17 protein-coding genes are annotated in these 21,826 nt (G+C 66.9%); 9 read left to right on the top strand and 8 right to left on the bottom strand.

Annotated elements, in window-relative coordinates:
* Positions 1 to 56: 56 nt before the first annotated feature.
* Together H9654_RS03085 and H9654_RS03080 are read right to left on the bottom strand one after the other, a co-directional pair.
* The gene (locus tag H9654_RS03085) at positions 57 to 1,241 is read right to left on the bottom strand and encodes a BaiN/RdsA family NAD(P)/FAD-dependent oxidoreductase (RefSeq protein WP_191768965.1); all 1,185 of its coding nucleotides are present in this window, start codon (positions 1,239 to 1,241) and stop codon (positions 57 to 59) included.
* Positions 1,242 to 1,246: 5 nt separating this feature from the next.
* The gene (locus H9654_RS03080) at positions 1,247 to 1,795 is read right to left on the bottom strand and encodes a YaeQ family protein (RefSeq protein ID WP_042615066.1); all 549 of its coding nucleotides are present in this window, start codon (positions 1,793 to 1,795) and stop codon (positions 1,247 to 1,249) included.
* Positions 1,796 to 1,837: 42 nt separating this feature from the next.
* On the opposite strand from H9654_RS03080, the gene H9654_RS03075 reads away from it, so the two are divergent.
* The 5 genes from H9654_RS03075 (at position 1,838) to H9654_RS03055 (ending at position 6,311) form a co-directional block, all read left to right on the top strand.
* Entirely contained in the window at positions 1,838 to 2,740 is a 903-nt protein-coding gene (locus H9654_RS03075; RefSeq protein ID WP_191768963.1) for a pseudouridine synthase, read from the top strand.
* Between the two features lie 284 nt (positions 2,741 to 3,024).
* Entirely contained in the window at positions 3,025 to 3,234 is a 210-nt protein-coding gene (locus H9654_RS03070; RefSeq protein WP_042615064.1) for a cold-shock protein, read from the top strand.
* Between the two features lie 159 nt (positions 3,235 to 3,393).
* Positions 3,394 to 4,083, top strand: coding sequence for a glutathione S-transferase (locus tag H9654_RS03065; protein WP_191768962.1), 690 nt, complete (start codon positions 3,394 to 3,396; stop codon positions 4,081 to 4,083).
* Between the two features lie 42 nt (positions 4,084 to 4,125).
* On the top strand, positions 4,126 to 5,694 hold the full coding sequence (locus tag H9654_RS03060; protein WP_191768960.1) for a protein adenylyltransferase SelO: 1,569 nt from the start codon (positions 4,126 to 4,128) through the stop codon (positions 5,692 to 5,694).
* Positions 5,695 to 5,774: 80 nt separating this feature from the next.
* Positions 5,775 to 6,311 carry an adenine phosphoribosyltransferase gene (locus tag H9654_RS03055; RefSeq protein ID WP_191768958.1) on the top strand — a complete coding sequence of 179 codons (537 nt, stop codon included), beginning with the start codon at positions 5,775 to 5,777 and terminating at the stop codon, positions 6,309 to 6,311.
* 81 nt (positions 6,312 to 6,392) lie between these two features.
* Here H9654_RS03055 and dbpA read toward each other — a convergent pair whose 3' ends face one another.
* Positions 6,393 to 7,769 (bottom strand): ATP-dependent RNA helicase DbpA, encoded by a 1,377-nt coding sequence (dbpA, locus tag H9654_RS03050; protein WP_191768956.1) that lies wholly within the window; start codon positions 7,767 to 7,769, stop codon positions 6,393 to 6,395.
* Positions 7,770 to 7,806: 37 nt separating this feature from the next.
* On the opposite strand from dbpA, the gene H9654_RS03045 reads away from it, so the two are divergent.
* Positions 7,807 to 9,711, top strand: coding sequence for an ATP-binding cassette domain-containing protein (locus H9654_RS03045; RefSeq protein ID WP_191768954.1), 1,905 nt, complete (start codon positions 7,807 to 7,809; stop codon positions 9,709 to 9,711).
* Positions 9,712 to 9,845: 134 nt separating this feature from the next.
* On the opposite strand, the gene H9654_RS03040 is transcribed toward H9654_RS03045, so the two are convergent.
* A complete protein-coding gene (locus H9654_RS03040; protein ID WP_101099753.1) occupies positions 9,846 to 10,310 on the bottom strand; it encodes a c-type cytochrome in 465 nt (154 codons plus the stop codon).
* Positions 10,311 to 10,321: 11 nt separating this feature from the next.
* Positions 10,322 to 10,729 (bottom strand): c-type cytochrome, encoded by a 408-nt coding sequence (locus tag H9654_RS03035; protein WP_191768952.1) that lies wholly within the window; start codon positions 10,727 to 10,729, stop codon positions 10,322 to 10,324.
* 203 nt (positions 10,730 to 10,932) lie between these two features.
* Here H9654_RS03035 and H9654_RS03030 point away from each other — a divergent pair, with 203 nt between their 5' ends.
* The 3 genes from H9654_RS03030 to H9654_RS03020 are packed head-to-tail and all read left to right on the top strand — an operon-like array spanning position 10,933 to position 18,691.
* Positions 10,933 to 12,087: an efflux RND transporter periplasmic adaptor subunit gene (locus tag H9654_RS03030; RefSeq protein WP_191768951.1), complete on the top strand. Its 1,155-nt coding sequence runs from the start codon at positions 10,933 to 10,935 to the stop codon at positions 12,085 to 12,087.
* Positions 12,084 to 15,617 carry an efflux RND transporter permease subunit gene (locus H9654_RS03025; RefSeq protein WP_191768949.1) on the top strand — a complete coding sequence of 1,178 codons (3,534 nt, stop codon included), beginning with the start codon at positions 12,084 to 12,086 and terminating at the stop codon, positions 15,615 to 15,617. The genes H9654_RS03030 and H9654_RS03025 overlap by 4 nt, the downstream gene beginning before the upstream one ends.
* On the top strand, positions 15,614 to 18,691 hold the full coding sequence (locus H9654_RS03020; protein ID WP_191768947.1) for an efflux RND transporter permease subunit: 3,078 nt from the start codon (positions 15,614 to 15,616) through the stop codon (positions 18,689 to 18,691). The genes H9654_RS03025 and H9654_RS03020 overlap by 4 nt, the downstream gene beginning before the upstream one ends.
* Before the next feature lie 78 nt (positions 18,692 to 18,769).
* Here the strand turns inward: H9654_RS03020 and H9654_RS03015 are convergent, their stop codons facing one another.
* The 3 genes from H9654_RS03015 to H9654_RS03005 are packed head-to-tail and all read right to left on the bottom strand — an operon-like array spanning position 18,770 to position 21,465.
* Positions 18,770 to 20,020, bottom strand: a complete 1,251-nt coding sequence (locus H9654_RS03015; protein ID WP_191768945.1) for a TraB/GumN family protein — start codon at positions 20,018 to 20,020, stop codon at positions 18,770 to 18,772.
* Between the two features lie 4 nt (positions 20,021 to 20,024).
* Positions 20,025 to 20,555, bottom strand: coding sequence for a GNAT family N-acetyltransferase (locus H9654_RS03010; RefSeq protein WP_191768943.1), 531 nt, complete (start codon positions 20,553 to 20,555; stop codon positions 20,025 to 20,027).
* A gap of 22 nt (positions 20,556 to 20,577) precedes the next feature.
* Positions 20,578 to 21,465, bottom strand: a complete 888-nt coding sequence (locus H9654_RS03005) for a carbon-nitrogen hydrolase (protein WP_191768941.1) — start codon at positions 21,463 to 21,465, stop codon at positions 20,578 to 20,580.
* Between the last annotated feature and the right edge of the window lie 361 nt (positions 21,466 to 21,826).

Genomic DNA, 21,826 nt, shown 5'->3' with positions numbered 1-21,826 from the left:
TCCCCAAGCTGCCCATTAGATACACGATGCGCGCCCGCAGGTCCATGCGCGGGCCCTTACACCACGCTGCCGGCGGCATGGCCGCTGGCCCACGCCCACTGGAAGTTGTAGCCGCCCAGCCAACCGCTGACGTCGAGTACCTCGCCGATGAAATACAGGCCGGCCACCTTGCGCGATTCGAAGCTGGAGGAGGATACCTGCGCGGTGTCCACCCCGCCCAGGGTGACTTCGGCGGTGCGGTAGCCCTCGGTGCCACTGGCCACCAGCGGGAAGCCGGCGAGCACGGCGGCGGCCTGGCGCAGCTGTGGCTCATCGATCTGCTTGACCGGACGGTCCGGCAGCCAGTGCTCGCACAGGCGCTGCGCCAGGCGCTTGGGCAGCACCTCGGCCAGCACGGTGCGCAGTGCCGCGTCCGGGCGCTCGCGCTTCATCGCGCGCAGCCACTGCTCGGCGTCCTGGCCCGGCAGCAGGTCCAGTTCCAGCGCATCACCCGGTTGCCAGAAGGACGAAATCTGCAGGATCGCCGGGCCGCTGATGCCGCGGTGGGTGATCAGCAGCGAGTTGCGGAAGGCCATGCCATTGCTGCGCGCTTCCACCGGCAGCGCCACGCCGGAAAGGTCCGCCAGGCGTTGCTGGTGGGTGCCGCTGAGGGTCAGCGGCACCAGTCCGGCGCGCGTGGGCAGTACATCGTGGCCAAACTGCCTGGCGATCTCATAGCCGAAGCCGGTGGCGCCCAGGCTGGGGATGGACAGCCCGCCGGTGGCCACCACCAGCGAGGCGGCGAAGAACGTTCCGTGGGCGGTCTGCACGTGGAAGCCGTCGCTGCCGCGTTCGATCCGCTGCACCGCGCAGTCGGTGCGGACCTGCACGCCGGCCTCCACGCATTCATCCACCAGCATCTTGACGATCTGCTTGGACGACACGTCGCAGAACAGCTGGCCGAGTTCCTTCTCGTGGTAGGCGATGCGGTGCCGCTCGACCATCTCGATGAAGTCCGCAGGCGTGTAGCGGGCCAAGGCGGATTTGCAGAAATGCGGGTTGGCCGACACGAAGTTGGCCGGGGTGGTGCCGGTATTGGTGAAGTTGCAGCGGCCGCCGCCGGACATCAGGATCTTCTTGCCGACCTTGTTGGCATGGTCGATCACCTGCACCACGCGGCCGCGCTGTCCGGCGGTGAGCGCACACATCAGCCCGGCCGCGCCCGCGCCGATCACCAGCACATCGCACCGCGTTGCCGCCACGCCGCTCACTCCTTGGCGCGCTTGCGCCAGACCGGGATGACATCCAGCTGCATCTGGTCGTTGATCAGCTGTACTTCGGCATCCTGGATGAGCACGCTCCAGCGCATGGCACGCTGGATCTGCTGGCTCCACTGCTCCACGAAGGCGCCGGGCAGGTCGAGCACGGACAGGTTGCTGAAGCGCTCCAGCGCCTTGCCCTGCTTCTGCCACCACACATCCGAGGCATGCCCGGCGTAGGTCACCACCTGCACCTGGCGGCTGCGGTTGCAGGCCTTGCGCACGCGCGATTCATCCGGGTGGCCCAGGTCGATCCAGCGCAGGATGTCACCGGTGTAGTCCTGTTCCCAGAGATCCGGTTCGTCGTCGGTGCTCAGCCCGCGGCCGAACTCCAGCCGGTCCTCGGCATTGAGCGCGAAAGCCAGCAGACGCACCATCAAGCGCTCGTCGGTCTCCGACGGGTGCTGGGCGAGGGTGAGGTTGTGGGTCGCGTAGTAGCCGCGATCCATGTCGCTGATCTGCAACTCGGCCTTGCGGATGGTGGCGGTGAGGGCCATGAGGCTTCCGTGGACAAAGAGCACCATGATAATGGGTGCGCCATGACCCCGTCCGATCCGATCCTTCCCGTCGTTGCCGCCAGTCGTCTCCAACTGCCCCCGGGCAACTGGAAGAGCCTGCTGGACGGACTGTGCGCCCGCTTTGCGCGGATCAGCCGCGCCCAGTGGCAGGACCGTTTCGCGCGCGGCCGGGTGCAGGATGCGCAGGGCAGGGCACTGCTCCCCGGCCAACCGTGGCAGGTGGGGCTGGAAATCCGCTACTTCCGTGAAGTCGAAGATGAACCGGTCATCCCCTTCGCCGAGCGCATCGTGCACCACGACGACCACCTGCTGGTGGCGGACAAGCCGCATTTCCTGCCGGTGGTGCCGGCCGGCGGCCACGTCCAGCAGACCCTGTTGGCGCGGTTGATGGCCGCCACCGGCAATACCGACCTGGTGCCGATGCACCGGCTGGACCGCCTGACCGCCGGGCTGGTGCTGTTCTCCACCCGCCCTGAAAGCCGGGATGCCTACCAGCGGCTGTTCCGTGAGCGGCGGATCGCCAAGGTCTACGAGGCGCTGGCCCCTGCGCTGCCCGGGCACTGCTTCCCGCTGCAGCGCCGCAGCCGGCTGCAGAAGGGCGAGCGGTTCCATTGCATGCGCGAAGAGCAGGGCGAGCCCAACAGCGAGACCCTCATCGACGTGCTTGACCGCACGGGGCCGGTCTGGCGCTACCGGCTGCAGCCGGTGACCGGGCGCAAGCACCAGCTGCGCGTGCACATGGCGGCCCTGGGGGCGCCGATCCTTGGCGATGACCTGTATCCGGCCTACGCGCCTGAGCCGCCGGGTGACTATCGCCGCCCCCTGCAACTGCTGGCCTGCGGCCTGTCGTTCAGCGATCCCATCGACGGGGAACCGCGCCGCTTCACCAGCAGCTTTACGCTGCGTGGACCGGGCTTGGAGTAGGCGGAAAGCTGAATTGGGAGCTTCGTCGGCCCCCGATCCGGCCTCGCGCCTTGGCACAGCTGCGCCGGGGTGGTAGACCATGAACGCACTGCCTATCGCTTTTTGGAGCAAACACGCGTATCGTCCGTCTCACTGTGTTTGCTAGGGTCACCGTAAATCGTGGCCTGGTGCAGTTGATCTCACGATCTGCTCCATCGATCCGCTTTGCCAACGCCTGCAACTCAGTCTCGGCCCCGATATCCGGTGGCTGCGATTTATTTCACATTGTTTCAGGAGTTTCAAAGATGTCTGATCGTCAGAGCGGTACCGTCAAGTGGTTCAACGATGCCAAGGGCTTCGGCTTCATCACCCCGGAAAGCGGCCCGGACCTGTTCGTGCACTTCCGTGCCATCCAGGGCAACGGCTTCAAGTCGCTGCAGGAAGGCCAGAAGGTGACCTTCGTCGCCGTGCAGGGCCAGAAGGGCATGCAGGCTGACCAGGTGCAGGCGGTCTGATCCGCTTGCTGCCGTAAGGTAGCCAAAAACGCCGGAAGCGAAAGCTTCCGGCGTTTTTTTTTGCCAGCGTTGCGGTGGTGGGTGACGACCGTTGGTCGTCACGCTTTCCCCAATCCCCCCTCTCTACCCTGTACCCACCTGACTACCCGGATTCCCCGCATGCTCACCGTCCACCACCTCGACAACTCCCGCTCGCTGCGCGTGCTGTGGATGCTGGAAGAACTCGGGCTGGCCTACGAGCTGAAGCAGTACGCGCGCGATCCGAAGACCATGCTGGCGCCACCGGAACTGCGGCAGGTGCACGGGCTGGGCAAGGCCCCGGTGCTGCAGGACGGCACGCGGGTGCTGGCCGAATCCGGTGCCATCCTGGATTACCTGGCCGACAGTTACGACAGCGAGCGCGTGCTGTCGCCTGCGCCGCTGCCGGCTGGTTCGGACGAGCGCATGGCCTACCGTTACTGGCTGCATTACGCCGAAGGCTCGGCCATGCCGCCGATGCTGCTGACCCTGGTGATGTCGAGGATCCGCAACGCGCCGATGCCGTTCTTCGCAAAACCCATCGCGCGCGCCATCGCCGACAAGGCCGAGAAAGGCTTCGTCGGGCCGCAGCGCCGCCTGCACCTGGACTGGATGGAACAGCGCCTGGTGGAAACCCCGTGGTTTGCCGGCAAGCGCTTCACCGCCGCCGATATCCAGATGAGCTTCCCGATCCAGGCCGCCGCCAGCCGCGGCGACGGGCTGGCCGACAAGCCGGCACTGCGCGGCTTCCTGCAGCGTATTGAACAGCGCCCGGGCTACCAGCGCGCGGTGGCCCGCGGTGGCAGCCTGGAGGCGCTCAGCGGGCGCTGAGTGCGTCTTGCCGCTGCGTCCGGCCGCCCCCATCTCGGGGGCATGGATACTGCTGACACCCTTCGTTTCGACAACCGCCTGATCCAGCGCCTGCCCGGCGATCCGGAGCCGTCCAACCAACGCCGCGAAGTGCGCGGTGCGGCCTGGTCGGCGGTCATGCCGACCCCGGTCGCGGCGCCTTCCACGTTGGCGGTATGGCCTGAAGTGGCCAACCTGCTGGGCCTGCCGGCTGCGTTTGTCGACAGCACTGACTTCGCCGAGGTGTTCGCCGGCAACGCGCTGCTGGAAGGCATGCAGCCGTGGGCCGCCAACTATGGCGGACACCAGTTCGGCCGCTGGGCCGGCCAACTGGGCGATGGACGGGCGATCTCGCTGGGCGAACTGGTCACTGCCGACGGTCGCCACTGGGAGCTGCAGCTGAAGGGCGCCGGACCGACGCCCTATTCGCGTGGCGCCGATGGGCGTGCGGTGCTGCGTTCGTCGATCCGTGAATTCCTGTGCAGCGAGGCGATGCACCATCTGGGCGTGCCGACCACGCGCGCGCTGTCGCTGGTCGGCAGCGGCGAGGGCGTGCTGCGCGACATGTTCTACGACGGTCATCCTGAGATCGAATCCGGTGCCATCGTGTGCCGCGTGGCGCCGTCATTCCTGCGCTTCGGCAGCTTCGAGCTGCCCGCATCGCGCGGCGAGCAGGCGCTGCTGCTGCAGCTGGCGGAAACCTGCATCGCGCGGGACTTCCCCGAGCTGCAGGGCAGTGGCGAATCGCTGCTGGGCGACTGGTTCGCCCAGATCGCCGTGCGCAGTGCGGAAATGGTGGCGCACTGGATGCGCGTGGGCTTCGTCCACGGCGTGATGAACACCGACAACATGTCCGTGCTCGGTCTCACCATCGACTACGGCCCGTACGGCTGGATGGAAGATTACGATCCGGAGTGGACGCCCAATACCACCGATGCGCAGGGACGCCGTTACCGCTTCGGCACCCAGCCACAGGTGGTGTTCTGGAACCTCACCCGGCTGGCGCAGGCGCTGGCACCGCTGTTTGCCGACGTGCAGCCGCTGCAGACCGGACTGGAAGCGTTCCAGGCCACGCTGGGCGCCTGCACCCGCCGCGACGTGGCGGCCAAGCTCGGCCTGTCCGCAGCCGATGAGGCCGATCTGCAGCTGCACCAGCGGTGGCAGCTGCTGATGCAGGACGGGGCGATGGACATGACCCTGGCCTACCGCGCGCTGATGCGGCTGGACGTGGCTGCGCCGGATGCGGGGGTGCTCGATGGCGTGTTCTATGACCCCGCACGCCAGGCGGCCGTGCGCGAGCCGCTGCTGCAATGGCTGCACGACTATGCCGCACGCCTGCGTGCCGATCCGCTGGCCGCGCCCGAGCGCATCGCGCGGATGACCCGCGCCAATCCGCTCTACGTGCTGCGCAACTGGCTGGCCCAGGAAGCGATCGATCGCGCCAGCCAGGGCGACATGGGCGGGGTGCAGGCGCTGCAGGAGGTATTGCGTGATCCGTATACCGAACGTGCCGGGCTGGAGCATTACGCCGGCAGACGTCCGGCGTGGGCAGATCACAAGGCAGGCTGTTCGATGCTGTCCTGCAGTTCCTGAGCGGCCGGCCATCGGGTCCACCGACAGCAGCCCGCCGACCGGCCTGTTACCCTATGCCGCCCTACAACGCTGGCCTTGCAATGACCGACGCACACGTCGAACCGCAGTGGGCATCGCGCCTGCGCGACATCGCTGATTTCCCCAAGCCGGGCATCCTGTTCAAGGACATCATGCCGCTGCTCGCCGATGGCGATGATTTCCGTGCGGCGATCCAGGCCATGAGCGCGCGCTGGCGCGACCTGCGGCTGGATGCCGTGGTCGGCATCGAGTCGCGTGGCTTCATCCTGGGCGCGGCGATGGCGCTGGAGCTCGGGGTCGGCTTCGTGCCGGTGCGCAAGCCGGGCAAGCTGCCGGGCAAGGTGCTGCGCGAGGAGTACACGCTGGAATACCGCAGCGACTGCATCGAAGTACATGCCGATGCCCTGCCGGCCGGTGCCCGCGTAGCGATTATCGATGACGTGCTGGCGACCGGCGGCACGCTGGTGGCCGCGCTGTCGCTGGTGCGTCGACTGGGCGTGGACGTGGTCGGCGCCGGCGTGCTGGTGGAGCTGGATGGGCTGGGCGGCCGTGGCCGCTGGGAAGCCGGCCTGCCGCTGCACACCGAACTGGTTTATTGAGGTCCACGGCCGCCGAGCATGGCTCGGCGCTATTGCCCCGGCTCCGGTAGTGACGACCGCTGGGTCGTCACCGCTGCCGGCTTACATTACGCGGGTACGGAACCTGCGGCCCTTGATCTTGCCTTCTTCCAGCTTGGCCACGGCCCGGTTGGCGTGCTCGCGGGCGATGGCCACGTACGAACGCGTGGGGTAGATCGCGATCTTGCCGATGTGCTTGCCGGCGAGGCCGGCATCGCCGGTCAGCGCACCCAGGATGTCACCGGGGCGCAGCTTGTCGGTCTTGCCGCCGTCGATGCGCAGGGTGCGCATGGCGGCCTGCGGCAGTTCGGCCGGGCGCGAGGTCGCCAGCGGCGTCTTCTGCCAGTCCAGCGGCTTGCCACGCTGCGCTTCCAGCGCCTCGGCGCGGGATTTTTCGCGGCCGGCCACCAGGCTGATCGCCATGCCGCTGGCGCCGGCACGACCAGTACGGCCAACGCGGTGCTGGTAGGTTTCGATGTCGGTCGGCAGTTCGTAGTTGATCACCATCGCCAGGTCTTCCACGTCCAGCCCGCGCGCGGCCACGTCGCTGGCCACCAGCACGTTGCAGCTGCGGTTGGCGAAGCGCACCAGCACTTCTTCGCGGTCGCGCTGTTCCATGTCGCCGTGCAGGGCGAGCGAAGAGAAGCCGAACTGCTGCAGCGAATTGGCGACTTCGTCCACATCCTTGCGGGTGTTGCAGAACACCACCGCCGATTCCGGCGTGTACTTCAGCAGCAACCCGGCCAGCGCCTTCTGCCGGTGCGCCGGCTCCACTTCGCAGAACAGGTGGCGAATGGAGGGAGCATCGTCGGCGCCATCCACGGTCACTTCCACCGGATCGCGCAGCACGTCGCGGCCGATCGCGCGGATCGCATCGGGGAAGGTGGCCGAGAACAGCATCGTCTGGCGGTCCTTGTGGGTGCGCCCGGCGATTTCGCGGATGGGCTCTTCAAAGCCCATGTCCAGCATGCGGTCGCCTTCGTCCAGCACCAGCGTGCGCACCGCGCCGAGGTTCAGCGCGCGCTTGCGGGCCAGTTCCTGCACGCGGCCGGGGGTGCCGACCACCACGTGCGGGTGGTGGGCTTCCAGCGAGGCCAGCTGCGGCGCCAGCGGCGAACCGCCGGTCAGCACCAGCAGCTTCATGTTCGGGATGCCGGTGGCCAGCTTGCGGATCTGCTTGCCGACCTGGTCGGCCAGTTCGCGGGTGGGGCACAGCACCAGCGCCTGCACCCGCTGGGTGGCCGGATCCAGCGCCTGCAGCAGGCCCAGCCCGAAGGCGGCGGTCTTGCCGCTGCCGGTGGGGGCCTGGGCGATCACATCGCGGCGGTCGAGGATGGCCGGCAGGCTGCGCGCCTGGATGGCGGTGAGGGTGGTGTAGCCGAGCGCTTCCAGGCCAGGCTGAAGGGCCGGGCTCAGCGGCAGGGTCGAGAATTCATTCATGGCGCATTGTACGGGGTTAACCCCTTACAATACCCGCATGCCTCTGATTACCTTGCAGAACGTCGACTTCAGCGTCGGCGGCCCGTTGTTGCTGGAAAAAGCCGAACTGTCGATCGAGCCGGGCGAGCGTATCGCCCTGATCGGCCGCAACGGCGCCGGCAAATCCACTTTGCTCAAGCTGCTGTCCGGCGACCACAAGCCCGATGATGGCGAAGTCCGCGTCCAGCAGGGCGTCCGCGTGACCCGGCTGGAACAGGAGGTGCCGCACGGCGCCGCCGGCAGCGTGTTCGACGTGGTCGCCGAAGGCCTGGGCGAACTGGGCCAGTGGCTGGCCGAATTCCACCACCTGAGCGTCGCCGAAGAGTTCGACGGCGATGCGCTGGGCGCGGTGCAGGCCAAGATCGATGCCGCCAACGGCTGGGGCCTGGACCAGCGCGTCAGCGAAACCCTGACCAAGCTGGACCTGGACGGCGATGCCGAATTCGCGCGGCTGTCCGGCGGCATGAAGCGCCGGGTGCTGTTGGGCCGCGCGCTGGTGTCCAGCCCGGATCTGTTGCTGCTGGACGAACCGACCAACCACCTGGACATCGAAGCCATCGACTGGCTGGAAATGTTCCTGAAGAACTGGAACGGCAGTGTGGTGTTCGTCACCCATGACCGTCGCTTCCTGCGCGCACTGGCCACCCGTATCGTGGAAATCGATCGTGGACAGGTCACCAGCTGGCCGGGCGACTGGGCCAACTATGAGCGCCGCCGCGAAGAACGGCTCAACGCGCAGGCACAGGAAAACGCCCGTTTCGACAAGATGCTGGCGCAGGAAGAAGTGTGGATCCGCCAGGGCATCAAGGCCCGCCGGACCCGCGACGAAGGCCGCGTGCGCCGCCTTGAAGCGATGCGCAACGAGCGCTCGTCGCGCCGCGAAATCAGCGGCAACGTCAGGATGGAAGCGGCCCAGGCTGCCAATTCCGGCAAGAAGGTCATCGACATCAAGGACGTGTCGTTCTCCTTCGGCGAGCGCTGCATGGTGCGCGATTTCTCCGCCACCATCCTGCGTGGCGACCGCATCGGCCTGATCGGCCCCAACGGCAGCGGCAAGACCACGCTGCTGAAGCTGCTGCTGGGCGACCTGGCACCGGACCGCGGTGAAGTGCGCGCCGGTACCAACCTGGAAATCGCTTATTTCGACCAGTACCGCTCGGTGCTGCGCGAAGACTGGACCGCCATCGAGAACGTGGCCGAAGGCCGCGATTTCATCGAGTTCAACGGCAAGCGCAAGCATGTGCACGCCTATCTGCAGGATTTCCTGTTCACCCCCGAACGCGCGCGCGCGCCGATCACCCGGCTTTCCGGTGGTGAGCGCAACCGCCTGCTGCTGGCCAAGCTGTTCGCGCAGCCGTCCAACCTGCTGGTGATGGACGAACCGACCAACGACCTGGACGTGGAAACGCTGGAGCTGCTGGAAGAGTTGCTTGGTGATTACACCGGCACGCTGCTGCTGGTCAGCCATGACCGTGACTTCCTCGACAACGTGGTGACCTCCACGCTGGTGATGGAAGGGGAGGGCGTGGTCGGTGACTACGTGGGTGGCTACAGCGACTGGCAGCGCCATGCGGCCTTCGTGGCCGCGCAGCAGGCCAACGCGCCGGTGGTGGCGAGCCGCCCGGCCGCTGCTGCGGCACCGGCCGCCCCTGCCGTCGCAGCGGCCGCAGTCCCGGCGCCGGCCAAGCGCAAGCTCAGCTACAAGGACGCGCGCGAGCTGGAACAGCTGCCGCTGAAGATCGAAACGCTGGAAAAGGACGTCGAAGGGCTGACTGCCGCGATGAACGATCCGGCGTTCTACCAGCGCAGCGCGCCGGACATGGCCGCGCACAACCAGAAGCTGGCCAAGGTGCAGGCCGAGCTGGATGCCGCCTACGCGCGCTGGCAGGAACTGGACGCCTGAACCGCTCGACGGGGTCAGAGTCCTTTTCCTGCGTAAAAGGACTCTGACCCCTTCTGTCAGATTGCCGCTGCGCTCACCGACCATGGGTCGGCGCTACCGAGGTCATGCCCTGTCGTCACGCATTTTCGGGGGGCTTATTTCACCCCGTGCAGGTCACGCAGCTGGGTCGGGCGTGAAGCGAAATAGGCGGCCAGGTCGGCGATCTCCTGGTCGCTGATGCCGGTCGCCTGCGGGGTCATCAACGCGTGCTGGCGATCGCCGGAGCGATACGCCTGCAGCGCGTGCGCCAGGTAATCACTGTATTGCCCTCCCAGCTTGGGGTAGGTCGGGTCGATCGGTGCATTGCCATCGGCGCCGTGGCAGTCGATGCAGCTCTGCCCGGTGGCCTTGCCCTTGACCTGCGCACGCGCCTCGCCGGCGGCGGGGCGACCGGCCGGCAGCCCGGCCGAGGAGGAAGGAGCGGGAAGATCGCCACTGGCCTGGCCCGGCTGGTCGGGCGACTGCGTGCTGCTGTCTTCGTGCGACGGCGAGCAGGCGGCCATCAGGACGGCGACGGACAAGGCGATGGCATGACGCGTGAACTGCGCGGCTTTCGACATGTAGGCGTGCCTTACTTGACGGTGGACAGGTAAACAGCGAGATCGGCGATCTCCTGTTCGCTGAAACTCATCGACTGCGCCTGCATGGTCGGATGACGACGCTTGCCATGGCGGTACTCGGTGAGGGCCTGCAGCAGGTACTGCTCGCTCTGCCCGCCGATCTTCGGCACGCGGTAGCTGGGGTAGGCGTTCTTGTAACCGGTGATGCCGTGGCAGCCCTGGCAGGTGTATGCCAGGACCCGGCCGTTGTCGAAATTGCCGGTGAGGGCGGCGGCCGGCGCCGGTGCCTGCGGGGCCGGAAGCGGCGCTGGAGCGGCAGGGGCGGACGGAGGTGAAGCAGGTGCAGGAGTGGCCACGGCGGCCCCGAAGGGCAGGAGGACGGCCAGAGCAAGACAAGCGGCGAGCGGCTGCGGGCGCATGATGTCGTTTCCGGGCTACGGGTCTGGTCGTTCCGGCGTGGGGTACGGAACGGCCCGAGTATAGCGGCTCGTTTCATGTTGCTGAAATGGGGGCGGCCCGACCGACGGCGTGAAGTCACCGTGACCTTTGGGATATGGTGTAGCCGTGAGGTGGTGCATTACTTTGCTACCACACCTGTTCACGCATCCCCAGGGACCCGACGATGTCACGCCATGCCTTCCTGCCCGCCGGCCGCAGCGGAATCTGCGCCGCCGCGCTGCTCATCTCCACCACGTTGCTGCTGTCTGGCTGCGCGGGTGGCCCCAACAACGAAGCCAAGGCGGCAGACGGCAAGGACGGCAAGTCCGAAGAAAAGAAGGTCGAGGCGGTACCGGTGGAAGTGGCGGTGGCCAGCCATCGCGGCGTGGCCGCCAGCTACACCGGGACCGCCGCACTGGAGCCGCGCGCCGAATCGCAAGTGGTGGCCAAGACTTCCGGCGTGGCGCTGGCGGTACTGGTGGAAGAAGGCCAGCAGGTGCGTGCCGGACAGCCGCTGGTGCGCCTGGATCCGGACCGCGCGCGGCTGGCGGTGGCGCAGAGTGAAGCAGTGATGCGCAAGCTGGAAAACAACTACCAGCGCGCCAACCGCCTGGTGGGCCAGCAGATGGTCAGCGCCGCGGATGTGGACCAGTTGCGTTACGACGTGGAAAACGCCCGCGCGCAGTACCGGCTGGCCACGCTGGAACTGTCCTACACCACGGTCACCGCACCGATCTCCGGGGTGATCGCTTCGCGTTCGATCAAGACCGGCAACTTCGTGCAGATCAACACCCCGATCTTCCGCATCGTCGACAACGCGCGGCTGGAAGCAACGCTCAACGTGCCCGAGCGCGAGCTGGCCACGCTGCGTGCCGGCCAGCCGGTCACCCTGCTGGCCGACGCACTGCCCGGCAAAAGCTTCACCGGTCAGGTCGACCGCATCTCGCCGGTCGTGGATTCCGGCAGCGGCACGTTCCGCGTGGTGAGCATCTTCGACGGCGGCGCGCAGTCGCTGCAGCCGGGCATGTTCGGCCGCATCCGCATCGATTACGACCAACGCGCCGATGCGCTGGTGGTGCCGCGCCTGGCGCTGCTGGACGACGGTGACCCGGCCGTGTTCCGCGTGCGCGCCGGCAAGGTCGCGCGCGTACCGGTGACGCTGGGCTACGCCGAGGGCGCCTGGGTGGAAGTGCGCGAGGGCCTTGCCGCAGGCGACCAGGTGGTCACCGCCGGCAAGGTTGCGCTGCGCGATGGCACTGCGGTGCAGGTGATCGTCCCGGCCGATCCCAAGCAGGTGGCCAAGGCCACGCCGGCTGCCAAGGCAGGGAGCGCCCCATGACATCGGCCGGTGACGACCACGGTCGCGACCCGCACCCGGGTCACGGCCCCGGCAGCATGGGCGGAGGCCTGGTGGAGTTCGCCACGCGCCGCCGCGTGACCATCGCCATGTGCACGGTCACCCTGATCCTGTTCGGGCTGATTGCCCTGAACAGCCTGAAGGTCAACCTGCTGCCGGACCTGAGCTATCCCACCCTGACCGTGCGCACCGAGTACACCGGCGCGGCACCGTCTGAAATCGAAACCCTGATCTCCGAGCCGGTGGAAGAAGCGGTCGGGGTGGTCAAGAACCTGCGCAAGCTGAAGTCGATCTCGCGCACCGGCCAGAGCGATGTAGTGCTGGAGTTCGCCTGGGGCACCAACATGGACCAGGCCAGCCTGGAGGTGCGCGACAAGATGGAAGCGCTGAACCTGCCGCTGGAGGCCAAGGCCCCGGTGCTGCTGCGCTTCAATCCGTCCACCGAACCGATCATGCGCCTGGTGATTTCCAGCAAGGACGCGCCGGCCACCGACGCCGAGGCGATCCGTGAACTCACCGGCCTGCGCCGCTATGCCGACGAAGACCTGAAGAAGAAGCTGGAGCCGGTCACCGGCGTGGCCGCAGTGAAGGTCGGCGGTGGCCTGGAAGATGAGATCCAGGTGGACATCGACCAGCAGAAGCTGGCGCAGCTGAACCTGCCGATCGACACCGTCATCCAGCGCCTGAAAGAGGAGAACATCAACATCTCCGGCGGCCGCCTGGAAGAGGGTTCGCAGCGTTTCCTGGTGCGCACCGTCAACCAGTTCGTCGATCTGGAAGAGATCCGCAACCTGCTGATCACCACCCAGTCCTCCAACGGCAGCGCAGCCGATTCGGCGATGGCGCAGATGTTCGCCATTGCCGCGGCAACCGGCTCGGACGCGGCGATGTCGGCCGCATCGGCAGCGCAGAGTGCATCGGGCGGAAATTCCAGTGTGGTGGCCAATGGCGTGCCGGTGCGGCTGAAGGACGTCGCCAGCGTGCGCCAGGGGTACAAGGAACGCGAGGCGATCATCCGGTTGGGCGGCAAGGAGGCGGTCGAGCTGGCGATCTACAAAGAGGGCGACGCGAACACCGTAGCCACCGCCGAGGCCCTGCGCGCGCGGCTGGAGCAGATCAAGACCACCTTCCCGTCCGATGCCGAGCTCACCACCGTCGAAGACCAGTCGCGCTTCATCGAGCACGCGATCAGCGACGTCAAGAAGGACGCGGTGATCGGCGGCCTGCTGGCCATCCTGATCATCTTCCTGTTCCTGCGCGATGGCTGGAGCACCTTCGTCATCAGCCTGTCGCTGCCGGTGTCGATCATCGCCACGTTCTTCTTCATGGGCCAGCTGGGCCTGAGCTTGAACGTGATGTCGCTGGGCGGCCTGGCACTGGCCACCGGCCTGGTGGTGGATGATTCCATCGTGGTGCTGGAAAGCATCGCCAAGGCGCGCGAACGCGGGCTGGGCGTGTTGCAGGCGGCGATTGCGGGTACGCGGGAAGTGAGCATGGCGGTGGTGGCGTCCACTCTGACCACCATCGCAGTGTTCCTGCCGCTGGTGTTCGTCGATGGCATCGCCGGCCAGCTGTTCCGTGACCAGGCACTGACCGTGGCGATCGCCATCGCGATCTCGCTGCTGGTGTCGATGACCCTGATTCCGATGCTGAGTTCGTTGAAGGGGCGCCCGCCGCTGGCCTTCCCGGAAGAAGCGGCTGGCGAAGCCTGGCATCCGCAGAACCGCTGGTTGAAGCCGGTGGCTGGTGGCCGTCGCGGCTTCGTGGCGGGCATCCGCTGGAGCTTCTTCGGCGCGGCCTGGCTGGTGGTGCGGGTGTGGCGCGGCATCGTGGCGGTGGTCGGGCCGGTGATGCGCAAGGCCAGCGACGTGGCGATGAAGCCCTACGGCGGCGCCGAACGCGGCTACCTGCGCCTGCTGCCCAGCGCACTGGCTCATCCGGGCAAGGTGCTGGGGCTGGCGGCACTGGCCTTCGTGGCGACCATGGCACTGGTGCCGATGCTCGGCGCAGACCTGATCCCGCAGCTGGCCCAGGACCGCTTCGAGATGACCGTGAAGCTGCCGGCCGGCACGCCGCTGAAGCAGACCGATGCGCTGGTGCGCGAACTGCAGCTGGCGCATGGCGACGGCAAGCAGGCGGCCGGTGAAGGCATTGCCTCGCTGTACGGTGTCAGTGGCGCGGGCACCCGGCTGGATGCCAGCCCGACCGAAAGCGGGGAGAACATCGGCAAGCTGACCGTGGTGATGGAAGGGGGGGGCGATGCACGCAGCGAAGCGGCCATCACCGAGCGCCTGCGCGGCACCATGGCTTCGCATCCGGGCGTGCAGGTGGACTTCGCACGACCGGCCTTGTTCAGCTTCTCCACGCCGCTGGAAATCGAGCTGCGCGGGCAGGACATGGCCTCGCTGGAGCAGGCCGGGCAGCGGCTGGCGGCGATGCTGCGCAACAACGCGCACTACGCAGACGTCAAATCCACGGTGGAAGAAGGCTTCCCGGAGATCCAGATCCGCTTCGACCAGGAACGCGCCGGTGCGCTGGGCCTGACCACCCGCCAGATCGCCGATGTGGTGGTCAAGAAAGTGCGCGGCGACGTGGCCACCCGCTACAGCTTCCGTGATCGCAAGATCGACGTGCTGGTGCGTGCCCAGCAGGGCGACCGGGCCAGCGTGGACAGCATCCGCCGGCTGATCGTCAATCCCGGCAGCACCCGCCCGGTGACCCTGGATGCGGTGGCCGAAGTGGTCGCTACCACCGGCCCCAGCGAGATCCATCGTGCCGATCAGACGCGGGTGGCGGTGGTATCGGCCAACCTGCGCGACATCGACCTGGGCGGTGCCATGCGCGAAGTGCAGGCGATGGTGGCCGAACAACCATTGGGCGCTGCGGTGGGCATGCACATCGGCGGACAGGGCGAAGAACTCGCCGAGTCGGCGCGATCGCTGATCTTCGCCTTCGGGCTGGCGATCTTCCTGGTCTACCTGGTGATGGCCTCGCAGTTCGAATCACTGCTGCATCCATTCGTGATCCTGTTCACCATCCCATTGGCCCTGGTCGGGGCGGTGCTGGCGCTGCTGCTGAGCGGCAAGCCGATCTCGGTGGTGGTGTTCATCGGCTTGATCCTGCTGGTGGGGCTGGTGACCAAGAACGCGATCATCCTGATCGACAAGGTCAACCAGCTGCGCGAGGCCGGCGTGGCCAAGCACGAGGCGCTGGTGGAGGGCGCACGTTCGCGCTTGAGGCCGATCATCATGACCACGCTGTGCACGCTGTTCGGCTTCCTGCCGCTGGCGGTGGCGATGGGCGAGGGCGCCGAAGTGCGCGCGCCGATGGCGATCACCGTGATCGGTGGCCTGCTGGTATCTACCCTGTTGACGCTGCTGGTGATCCCGGTGGTGTATGACCTGATGGACCGCAAGGGCGATGCCTACTACCGCGAGCGCGGGCGCAAGCTGGCCCACGACGCGGGCTTCGATGCGCCCAAGGCCGGGCAGGGCCAGGAGGAGCCGGCATGAGCATCGCCGAGTTCTCCATCCGCCGCCCGGTCACCACCATCATGTGTTTCGTGTCGCTGGTGGTGGTGGGCCTGATCGCCTCGTTCCGGCTGCCGCTGGAGGCGCTGCCGGACATCACCGCACCGTTCCTGTTCGTGCAGATTCCGTACACCGGCTCCACCCCGGAAGAAGTGGAACGCACCTTGATCCGTCCGGTGGAAGAAAGCCTGGCGACGATGACCGGGATCAAGCGGATGCGCTCGTCGGCCACCTCCGAAGGGGCCAACATCTTCATCGAGTTCAGTGACTGGGACCGCGACATCGCCATCGCCGCATCCGATGCACGCGAGCGCATCGATGCCATCCGCACCGACCTGCCCGACGACCTGCAGCGCTACAACGTGTTCAAGTGGTCCAGCAGTGACGAGCCGGTGCTGAAGGTGCGCCTGGCCAGCGATACCGACCTGACCGGCGCGTATGACATGCTGGACCGGGAGTTCAAGCGGCGCATCGAACGCATCCCCGGCGTAGCGCGGGTCAACATCTCCGGCGCACCGCCGAACGAGGTCGAGATCGCCATCGACCCGAACCGGCTGAACGCGCACGGCCTGAGCATCAACGAACTCAGCGAGCGCCTGCGCACGTTGAACTTCTCGCTGTCGGCCGGACAGATCGATGACAACGGCCAGCGCGTGCGCGTGCAGCCGGTGGGCGAGATCACCGACCTGCAGGAGATGCGCGACCTGGTGATCAACGCCAAGGGACTGCGGCTGGGCGACATCGCCGAGGTGCGCCTGAAGCCGACCCGCATGAGCTATGGGCGTCGCCTTGACGGCAACCCGGCGATCGGCCTGGATATCTTCAAGGAGCGCAGCGCCAACCTGGTGGAAGTCTCGCGCGCTGCGCTGGCCGAAGTGGAAGCGATCCGTGCACAGCCGAGCATGCGCGATGTGCAGATCAAGGTCATCGACAACCAGGGCAAGACGGTGACGTCCTCGCTGCTGGAACTGGCCGAAGCCGGTGCGGTCGGCCTGATCCTGTCGGTGACGGTGCTGTTCTTCTTCCTGCGCCACTGGCCGTCCACGCTGATGGTGACCCTGGCCATCCCGATCTGCTTCATCATCACCCTGGGCTTCATGTACTTCGTCGGGGTGACGCTGAACATCCTGACCATGATGGGCCTGCTACTGGCGGTGGGCATGCTGGTGGACAACGCCGTGGTGGTGGTGGAAAGCATCTACCAGGAACGCGAGCGGATGCCCGACCAGCCGCGGCTGGCCTCGATCATCGGCACCCGCAACGTAGCCATCGCGCTCAGCGCCGGCACCCTGTGCCACTGCATCGTGTTCATCCCGAACCTGTTCGGTGAAACCAACAACATCAGCATCTTCATGTCGCAGATCGCGATCACCATCTCGGTGTCCCTGCTGGCGTCCTGGCTTGTGGCGGTGAGCCTGATCCCGATGCTGTCCGCGCGCATGGACACCCCGAAGCTGCTGCATTCGAAGACCGGCGTGATCGCGCGCCTGCAGGGCCGCTATGCCGTGCTGCTGGACTGGACCCTGCGCCACCGTGGCTGGAGCCTGCTTGGCATCCTGCTGGTGGTGCTGGTCAGCCTGGTGCCGATGAAGCTGACCAAGGTGGACATGTTCGGCGGCGAAGGCGGCAAGGACGTGTTCATCGGCTACATGTGGAAGAGTGCCTATACCTACCGGCAGATGTCCGATGAAGTGAAGCGCGTGGAAGACTGGCTGGACGCCAACCGCGAGCGCCTGCACATCGCCCAGGTGTATTCCTGGTACAGCGAAGACGAAGGCAGTTCCACCATCGTGACCCTGGACGAGGCGCACGCCGGCGGCCTCAAGGCGATCCAGGAAGAACTGCGCAAGGGCCTGCCGAAATCCGCGCGTGCTGATTATTTCGTCGGCAACCAGGGCGGCGATTCCGGTGGCAGCAACAGCGGCGTGCAGGTGCAGCTGGTCGGCGATTCCAGTTCGATGCTGCAGGAGATCGGCGAGGAAGTCCTGCCGCTGCTGGCGCAGCGCAAGGAACTGCGCGACGTGCGCATCGACAACGGCGAGAAGGGCAGCGAACTGGCGATCAAGGTCGACCGTGAGCGCGCGGCCGCGTTCGGCTTCAATGCCGAACAGGTGGCCAGTTTCGTTGGCCTGGCGCTGCGGGGCGCGCCGATGCGAGAGTTCCGCCGCGGCGATAACGAAGTGCCGGTGTGGGTGCGTTTCGCCGGCGCCGAACAGAGTACGCCGGAGGACCTGGATGGCTTCAGCGTGCGCACCGGCGATGGCCGCACCGTGCCCCTGCTGAGCCTGGTTTCAGTGGAGATCCTGTCCTCGGCCACGCAGATCGGCCGCACCAATCGGCAGACCACGCTGACCATCAAGGCCAACCTGGCTGAGAAGGTCACCGCCCCGGATGGGCGCAAGGCGATCGAGGCGGTGCTCAAGCCGATGAACTTCCCGGCCGGCTACAGCTTCAGCTTCGACGGTGGCGACTTCGGCAACGATGATGAAGCGATGCAGCAGATGCTGTTCAACCTGGTGATCGCGCTGCTGATGATCTACGTGGTGATGGCCGCGGTGTTCGAATCGCTGTTGTTCCCGGCAGCAATCATGAGCGGGGTGTTGTTCTCGATCTTCGGGGTGTTCTGGCTGTTCTGGCTGACCGGCACCTCGTTCGGCATCATGTCCTTCATCGGCATCCTGGTGCTGATGGGCGTGGTGGTGAACAACGGCATCGTGATGATCGAGCACATCAACAACCTGCGCCGGCGCGGCATGGCCCGTACCCAAGCGCTGGTGGAAGGCTCACGCGAACGCCTGCGCCCGATCATGATGACGATGGGCACGGCGATCCTGGCGATGGTGCCGATTTCGTTGACCGACACGCAGATGTTCGGCGACGGCCCACCGTACTACCCGATGGCGCGCGCGATTGCCGGCGGCCTGGCGTTCTCCACGGTGGTCAGCCTGCTGTTCCTGCCGACCATCTACGCGGTGCTGGATGATGCACGCAGTGCGGCGACGCGGCTGATCCGCAGGGCCCGCGGCCGGGGTGTGGACGCCCCGGCGCTGCAGTAGCGCCGAGCCGTGCTCGGCGGGACGCCCGGGCGAGAAGCCCGCTGCGCTCGCCGGCCATGGCTCGGCGCTACCGCTTCTTCATCCGGCGACCTTGCCCCATACCTGGAAGCCGGTCAGCCACAGGCCGAGCATGCTGCCGAGGTTGGTCAGCATGAAGGTCAGCACCACGCGGGTGACGCGGTTGCGGTACCAGCCCTTCAAGCTCTGCGCATCGTCGCGCAGCTTGAGGAAATCCTCGTAGGCCGGCTTTCGCAGGCGCGCTTCCACCAGCGCGGCGAAGGCGCCGGTGGGAATGCTCAGGCGGAACGGCTTGAATGGGGCCACCACGATCGCGGTGAGGATGCTCAGCGGATGGCTTCCGGCCAGCAGGCAGCCCAGGCCGGCCAGGCCCCCGGTGTACATTGCCCAGGTGAGCAGCAGTTCGCCCCCCACCCCCAGCCCGCCGCGGTAGAAGCCCACGCCGATGCCGGTCGCCACGATCGCCAGGATGGCCAGCGTGAACCAGGGAATGTTGCGCTTCTTCGCCACTTCTTCCAGCTGCGCGCGCAGCGGTACCGGCGGCTCATTGTCGGTTTCCAGATACGTGGCCAGGCCGGCCAGATGGCCGGCGCCGACCACCGCCAGCACCTCGCGCTGGGCGGGCTCGGCACCCTGCAGGGCGCGTTCCTCGCGCAGGCGGGTAGCCATGTAGCGGTCGCGCTCGCCGATGATGGCGTCATACAGCGCGGGGCTTTCCTTGGCGAACTCGCCGAAGCTGGACTCCAGCATGTCGCCCTGCTTGAGCTTTTCGATTTCGTCCGTGCCGACCTCGTCGGAGGAGAACAGACCGGCGGCCAGGCCGGTCATCAGCTTGATCTTGCCGAAGAAGCCCAGCTGCGCCGAAGCGCGCTTGAAGGTCAGCCCGACCTCGCGGTCGATCAGGTGCACCGGCAGGCCCTGCTCCCGGGCCAGCAGCACCGCGCGCTTCAGTTCGGCGCCCGGCTCGATGCCCAGCTGTTCGGCCAGGCGACGCTGGTAGGCCGACAGCGCAAGGTTGGCGGCGAACAGCGCCACGCGACCCTTGCGGATCACCTCCACCAGGTCCAGCTTGGCCAGCGTGTCCGGCTCGGTCAGCGCCTGCAGGCGCTGCGGATCCAGTTCCACCGCGACCGCATCGAAGCGGCCACTGTGGATGGCCTTCTCCACCGCTTCCACGCTGGCGTGCGACACGTGCGCGGTGCCCAGAAGGGTATAGCGCACGCCATCGCGTTCGACGATGCGCACCGGTTGGCCGGCGAACAGCGCATCGTCTGCAGTCCCGTCGATGGACAGGGGGAGGGTGTCAGTCATGCATTTACTCGTTTGTAGGGGCGCTGTCGGCGCCGTCGCCCAGTGCACGCTGCATCTGCACGGTGTCCAGCCAGCGGCCGTGCTTGCGGCCCAGGCCCTGGAACACGCCGACCAGGTGGAAACCGAAGCGCTCGTGCAACTTGATGGAGGCGGTGTTGGTGGGTTCGCCGATGACCGCGACCATCTGCCGGTAACCGCGCGCGGTGCAGGCATCGATCAGTGCCTGCAGCAGCGTGGTCCCGACGCGCTGGCCCTGGAAGCGCGCATCGACGTAGACCGAGTTTTCCACCGTCCACTGGTAGGCCACGCGGGTGCGGTACGTATTGGCATAGGCATAGCCGGCGACCTCGCCGTCGACTTCGGCGACAAGGTACGGGAAGCCGCGGGCGACGATGTCCTGCATCCGTCGCAGCATCTCTGCCGCGTCCGGGATGTCGTACTCGTAGGTGTTGACGAAGTCGTTCACTTCCACCGCGTAGATCGCGGTGATCGCGGTGATGTCAGCCTCGCTGGCATCACGGATAAGCACGGCCATGGGCGCAGGTTCCGGCAGGGAATCAGTCGATGTAACGCTTCAGCAGGTCGCCGTAGGCGTCGATGCGGCGGTCGCGCAGGAACGGCCAGATGCGCCGCACGTGTTCGCTGCGCTGCAGGTCGACCTCGCAGACCAGGACGGTTTCTTCGCCACCGGCCTCGGCGATGAATTCGCCCTGCGGACCCAGCACGTGGCTGTTGCCCCAGAATTGGATGCCCGATGCGCCCATCGGCGAGGGTTCGTGGCCGACGCGGTTGCAGCTCAGCACCGGCACGCCATTGGCCACGGCATGGCCGCGGTGGCTGAGTATCCAGGCATCGCGCTGGCGGTTCTTTTCATCCTGCTGGTCATCCGGATCCCAGCCGATGGCAGTGGGGTAGAGCAGCAGTTCGGCGCCGGCCAGCGCCATCAGGCGCGCCGCTTCCGGATACCACTGGTCCCAGCACACCAGCACGCCGAGGCGGCCGACCGAGGTGTCGATCGGGGTGAAACCGAGGTCGCCCGGGGTGAAATAGAACTTTTCGTAGAAACCCGGGTCATCCGGGATATGCATCTTGCGGTACTTGCCGAGCAGGCTGCCGTCCTTTTCGAACACCACGGCGGTGTTGTGGTACAGGCCGGCGGCACGGCGTTCGAACAGCGAGGCGACGAGGACCACGCCATGCTGTTTGGCCAGCTTGCCGATGCGTTCGGTGCTGGGGCCGGGGATCGGCTCGGCCAGGTCGAATTCGTCGACGTTTTCGTGCTGGCAGAAGTATGCGCCGTTATGCAGTTCCTGCAGCAGGATCAGCTTGGCACCCTGTGCGGCCGCTTCAGCGACGCGGGATTCGATCACGGCGAGATTGGCGGCGGCATCACCGTGGTTGCGCTCCTGGATCAGGGCGACGGTAAGGGGCTGGCGGGGGCTCATCCGGAAGCGTTCCTGCGGGGGAAAACGTGCATGTTAACGCGGATGGGAGAGGGTGGCGTGGCGGTGGCTGAATGATGGGTATGAGGGTGTTCTGGCCTGCGGCCGGCAGAGGCGCGAGCAAGGTCAACTGCGTAGAGCGACAGCGCTGCTGCATTGGCTTGGGCGGGGCGGGAGGGGCTGCTGGGAACCGCCGTGAATACGTCCCTGTAGGCTCGCCATCGCCATCCATGGCGATGAGCGTTCCCATCACCCCCACCCGCCCCACCTCCGACAGGTCGACGGTGGCCTAGGGGCCTTCGGTAGCGCCGACCCATGGTCGGCGGATGGTGAGGGGAATGGGGTCTGACGGACTCCGCCGACC

This window comes from Stenotrophomonas lacuserhaii (assembly GCF_014836545.1).
GTDB classification, from domain to species: Bacteria; Pseudomonadota; Gammaproteobacteria; order Xanthomonadales; family Xanthomonadaceae; genus Stenotrophomonas; species Stenotrophomonas lacuserhaii.
This window is presented reverse-complemented; position numbering and strand designations above follow the sequence as displayed.